Here is a 4,777-nt window from a genome sequence, read left to right as displayed (position 1 = left end):
CGCGCACCCACACCAGCGAGCGGACCGGTTCGCGCAGCGGTAGGGGCGCGTAGTCGGTCAGCTCCAGCAGCGCCTGGGAGCCCGAGATGGGGCGCACCAATTCCCGTTCCCGCTCGACGGGGAGCGCCAGCGCAACCGATCCGTCGTCCATCAGGTGGTGCAGGGGGGTGGGGACCGGGTCGTCGTGCTCGATGGCCAGCAGCGCGCCGCTGGCGCGGACACAGGCGCTGCGGATCCGTTCGGCGGTCGTCGGGGCAGGGCAGCTCAGCGGTAACACCATTCTCATCCTTTGATTAGGTAAGCCTAAGTTAACTCACCCGGGGTGACGTCGCAAGACTTTTCTGGCCCGCGCGCCGCTAGGGTTGGGACGTGGCCCGCATCGCATACCTCGGTCCGGAGGGGACGTTCACCGAGGCGGCGCTGCGACAGATCAGCGCGGCGGGACTCATTCCCGACGAAGGCCCAGCCGGGGTGCAACCCGCGCCCGTCGAAAGCACCTCCGCGGCGCTGGACGCCGTGCGCGACGGCACCGCCGACTACGCCTGCGTCCCGATCGAGAACTCGATCGACGGCTCGGTGACACCGACCCTGGACAGCCTGGCCATCGGCTCACCCCTGCAGGTGTTCGCCGAGACCACGCTGGACATCGCCTTCAGCATCGTCGTCAAACCAGGCCGCAGCGCCACGGACGTGCGGACGCTGGCGGCCTTCGGTGTGGCGGCGGCCCAGGTGCGCCAGTGGGTGGCCGCCAATCTGCCCGACGCCGCGCTGCGGCCGGCGTACTCCAACGCCGACGCCGCCCAGCAGGTCGCCGACGGACGCGTCGACGCCGCGGTGACCTCGCCGTTGGCCGCCGCGCATTGGGGCCTGGGCACCCTGGCCGAGGGTGTGGTCGACGAATCCAACGCCCGGACCCGCTTCCTTCTGGTCGGGCGGCCGGGCCCACCGCCGGCCCGGACCGGAGCCGACCGCACCTCGGTCGTGTTGCGCATCGACAACGCGCCTGGCGCGCTGCTGGCCGCGCTCGCCGAATTCGCCGTCCGCGGCATCGACCTCACCCGCATCGAATCCCGGCCGACCAGAACGGGTCTCGGCATCTACCGCTTCTTCGCCGATTGCGTCGGCCATATCGACGACGACGCCGTGGCCGAGGCACTCAAAGCGCTGCACCGTCGTTGTGCTGATGTGCGTTATCTCGGTTCCTGGCCCACCGGCTCGCCGGCCGGGGCGTTGCCGCCCTCCGCCGAGGAGGCCGCGCGCTGGCTGCAGCAGCTGCTGGACGGCAAGCGCGACGAGTCCGCCGGGGGAGCGCGGCGGTGAGCGGCCGGTTGATCCTGGTGCGCCACGGCCAGTCATTCGGAAACGTCGAGCGCCGGCTCGACACCCGCCCGCCGGGTGCGGAGCTGACCCCGTTGGGCCGCGACCAGGCGCGGGCATTCGCCCGCGGGGCGGGGCGCCCGGCGATGCTCGCGCATTCGGTGGCCACCCGGGCCTCGCAGACGGCCGAGGTGATCGGCGGCCAGGTCGCAGTGCCCCCGATCGAGGTGGCCGGCGTGCACGAGGTCCAGGTCGGGCGGCTGGAAAACCGCAACGACGACGACGCGGTCGCCGAGTTCAATGCGATCTACGAGCGGTGGCATCACGGCGAGCTCGACGTGGCGCTTCCCGGCGGCGAGACCGGCAACGACGTGCTGGACCGCTACGTCCCGGTGCTCACCGACCTGCGCCTGCGTTACCTCGACGACCGCGACTTCCACGGCGACATCGTCGTCGTCAGCCACGGCGCGGCGATCCGGCTGGCCGCCGCGGTGCTGGCCGGCGTCGACGCCGAGTTCGCGCTGGACAACCACCTGGACAACGCCCAGTCGGTGGCCCTCACCCCGATCACCGACGGGCGGTGGAGTTGCGTGCGTTGGGGGACGCTGACCCCGCCGTTCTACCCGGAGGAAGAGGCGACGCCGGTCGCGGACGCGGTGCGGTCCAGCGCCGACCCGATGGGTTGACCCGTCAGACGGCCAGGGCGATCACTTCGGTGCACACGCACCCGACGGCGTCGCAGTCGATCACGAAGGCGTGCGGCAACAGCTCGGGACTGAAGCAATCCGGCTCCGTGCATTCCGACCGGTGCAGCGCGTGGCGAATGATGGTGCCGTGACAGTGATCTAAGCCTGCCCGACAGTCGCGGCAGTCAATGCTCATAGGTCAGTTCATAGCACCCGTCGCGGACAAAATCGGGATGCCGCGCCCGGCGATCCGGCGCCGCGCCAGATTCTCAGGCCCAGCCCAGCTCGTGCAGCCGGTCGTCGTCGATGCCGAAGTGGTGAGCGATTTCGTGGATCACCGTGATGGCCACCTCCTCGACGACCTCGTCCTCGGATTCGCAGGCGTCCAGCAGCGCGTCCCGGTAGATGGTGATGGCATCCGGCAGGGATCCGGAATAGTCGGAGTCACGTTCGGTCAACGCCACGCCCTCGTACAGGCCGAGCAGTTCGGCGTCGTCGGGATGGCGGTCTTCGACCAGCACGACGACGTTGTCCATGGCGGCCGCCAGCTCGGGCGGGATGAGGTCGAGGGCGTCGGAGACCAGTTCGTCGAAGCGCTGCGGATCCATCCGGACGGACACCCGCCTAGCCTCCCGGCGGGGGCGCGGCGGGCGGTGCCTCGGGTGCGGGATTCGCCGGTGGTGGCGGTGCGGGCGCCGGTGCCTCGGGTGCCGGGTTGGCCGGCGGGGCGCCGTTGTCCGCCGGCGGCGCCTGCTGTTGCGGGGCCTGCTGCTGCGGGGCCTGCTGCTGGGGTTGCTGCGCGGGCTGCTGGCCGGGCAGGTGTTGGTTGTTCGGCGGGATCTCCGGGGCCGAGCCGGTGCCGGCGCCGGACTGGGTGGACGGCGGCTGAGCCGGGACCTGAAGCGGGATCGGCGGCATGGTGAGCCGCTCCTCGGGGATGTCGGGCGGCGGTACCGGCGGTTGACCGTTGATCAGCAGCTGGCCCTTGGCGCTGTTCAGCAGGGTGGCCCAGCCGCCGTTGCCCAGCGTCGCGCCGATGCTGCAGGCCACCTCGCGGCTGCCCGCCGTCCAACTGGCCAGCGGCACCGTCGGGTAGATCAGCGTCAAGGTGGTGGTGCGCAGCTTGACCGGCGCCAGGTACGCGTCGGTCATCTTGGTGCACGAATCCTTGATGAAGCCGTCCTGGTCGGGCTCGGCCGGCAGGCCACCGGGGAACTTCTCGGCCAGGTTGACCGTGCCGGTGACCTCCATGGCGTGCGGCGCCGCGCAGTCGACGGGCGCGTCGGTCGGCTGGTTGGTCGCCGAGTCGATGCCCAGACAGGTGCCGGCCGGCCACACCTTGGACTGGTCGACGTCGGCGACCTTGCCCTTGAAGGCCTGCTGCTGGTTGTTCATCCCGGGCAGCTGCAGGCCGCACAGCATCCGGCGGTCGCCGTTCTGGCGCCAGGCCCGGTCGCCGGGCCACAGCAGGCTGACGGTGAACTTGCTGTTCGGATCGAACTTGGGGCCGAGGTAGGTGCGGACGGCGGCCTCGCACTGCTCCTGGGTGATCTGCTGGATGCGCGCGGGCGTCGGGGGTGCGGCGTTGGGCCCGTATTCGGAGCCCGGGAACGTCCGCATGTCAATCGATTCGGCGACTTCGAACTTGTGCTCGTCACCGCAGTTGACGATCCTCGCCGACTCGGGGGTTGTCTCCGGCCACATCAGGCACTCGCCGGTGGCGGCCCGGTTGAAGGCGGCGTCGCTCTTGGTTCCGGTGCTGCGCACCGGGCTGCTGTCGAGGAACCGACCCGATCCGGGACCGCCGACCGGGATCGCGGTGACCAGCCCCGCGATCAGCAGGCCGCCGAGCGCGGTGAGCAGCAGCGCGCGCCGGGTCGCCCGAGCCTGCAGGCTGCGCGGCCAACCGAAGGCCGACGGCTGCTGTTCGGGCGACTCGACCGCCCGGGTTTCCCGGGCTTCCGAAAGTTCCTTCTCGGGCGCTTGCGACATCCGCTCCATTCTGACAGGAGCGCCTGAGACCGGTGACAAAAGTTACGGATGTGAGTCCTGCGACTTTGCGCGGTGGATGCGCCGCCAGCCGCCCCGAACCGGTGAAAGTAGTCTCAGGGCCGTGATCGACCTGAAGCTGCTCCGGGAAGACCCCGATGCCGTGCGCCGCTCCCAGCTCAGTCGTGGTGAGGACCCGGCGCTGGTAGACGCGCTGTTGACCGCCGACGCCGCCCGCCGGGCCGCGATCTCGTCGGCCGACGGGCTGCGGGCCGAACAGAAGTCCGCCAGCAAGAGCGTCGGGGCGGCCTCTCCCGATGAGCGCCCGGCCAAGCTGACGCGCGCCAAGGAACTGGCCGAGCAGGTGAAGGCCGCCGAAGCCGCCCAGGCCGACGCGGAGGCCGCGTTCACCGCGGCGCACATGGCGATCTCCAACGTCGTCATCGACGGGGTGCCCGCCGGCGGCGAGGACGACTTCGCCGTGCTCGACGTGGTCGGCGAGCCCGCGGCGATCGACGACCCGAAGGACCACCTGGAGCTCGGTGAGTCACTCGGGCTGATCGACATGCAGCGCGGGGCCAAGGTGTCCGGGTCGCGGTTCTACTTCCTGACTGGCAAGGGTGCGCTGCTCCAGCTGGGCCTGTTGCAGCTGGCGTTGCGGCTGGCCGTCGAGAACGGCTTCATCCCGATGATCCCGCCGGTGCTGGTGCGCCCCGAGGTGATGGCCGGCACCGGGTTCCTGGGCGCCCACGCCGACGAGGTCTACCGCGTGGAGGCCGACGACC

The 4,777-nt window shown here is 70.9% G+C and carries 4 protein-coding genes and 3 pseudogenes; 3 read left to right on the top strand and 4 right to left on the bottom strand.

Annotation, left to right across the window (positions count from 1 at the left end):
- Nucleotides 1-277: pseudogene (locus A5624_RS23105) on the bottom strand (DUF2470 domain-containing protein); the annotation flags it as partial.
- Nucleotides 278-369: 92 nt separating this feature from the next.
- Between A5624_RS23105 and pheA the strand changes: the two are divergent.
- Complete coding sequence (gene pheA, locus A5624_RS23100) at nucleotides 370-1,320, top strand: prephenate dehydratase (protein WP_066871617.1); 951 nt, start codon at nucleotides 370-372, stop codon at nucleotides 1,318-1,320.
- Complete coding sequence (locus tag A5624_RS23095; protein ID WP_066871615.1) at nucleotides 1,317-2,003, top strand: histidine phosphatase family protein; 687 nt, start codon at nucleotides 1,317-1,319, stop codon at nucleotides 2,001-2,003. Before pheA ends, A5624_RS23095 begins: the two co-directional genes overlap by 4 nt.
- Before the next feature lie 4 nt (nucleotides 2,004-2,007).
- Here the strand turns inward: A5624_RS23095 and A5624_RS23090 are convergent, their stop codons facing one another.
- The 3 genes and pseudogenes from A5624_RS23090 to A5624_RS23080 form a co-directional block, all read right to left on the bottom strand.
- Nucleotides 2,008-2,199, bottom strand: coding sequence for a hypothetical protein (locus A5624_RS23090; RefSeq protein ID WP_066871612.1), 192 nt, complete (start codon nucleotides 2,197-2,199; stop codon nucleotides 2,008-2,010).
- Nucleotides 2,200-2,202: 3 nt separating this feature from the next.
- A pseudogene (locus tag A5624_RS23085) lies at nucleotides 2,203-2,623 on the bottom strand (metallopeptidase family protein).
- 4 nt (nucleotides 2,624-2,627) lie between these two features.
- Complete coding sequence (locus A5624_RS23080; RefSeq protein WP_066871606.1) at nucleotides 2,628-4,004, bottom strand: septum formation family protein; 1,377 nt, start codon at nucleotides 4,002-4,004, stop codon at nucleotides 2,628-2,630.
- 112 nt (nucleotides 4,005-4,116) lie between these two features.
- Here A5624_RS23080 and A5624_RS23075 point away from each other — a divergent pair.
- Nucleotides 4,117-4,777, top strand: a pseudogene (locus tag A5624_RS23075) (serine--tRNA ligase); the annotation flags it as partial.

The sequence above is a fragment of the Mycobacterium sp. 1482292.6 genome, from assembly GCF_001672995.1.
Lineage (GTDB): Bacteria > Actinomycetota > Actinomycetes > Mycobacteriales > Mycobacteriaceae > Mycobacterium > Mycobacterium europaeum_A.
Note: the sequence above shows the minus strand (reverse complement) of the source record. Positions and strands in the feature narration are given on the sequence as shown.

Bases quoted from the DNA above. Each gene is read 5' to 3' on its own strand.
- A5624_RS23090 (WP_066871612.1), bottom strand. From the start codon at position 2,199: ATGAGCATTGACTGCCGCGACTGTCGGGCAGGCTTAGATCACTGTCAC.
- A5624_RS23080 (WP_066871606.1), bottom strand. From the start codon at position 4,004: ATGGAGCGGATGTCGCAAGCGCCCGAGAAGGAACTTTCGGAAGCCCGG.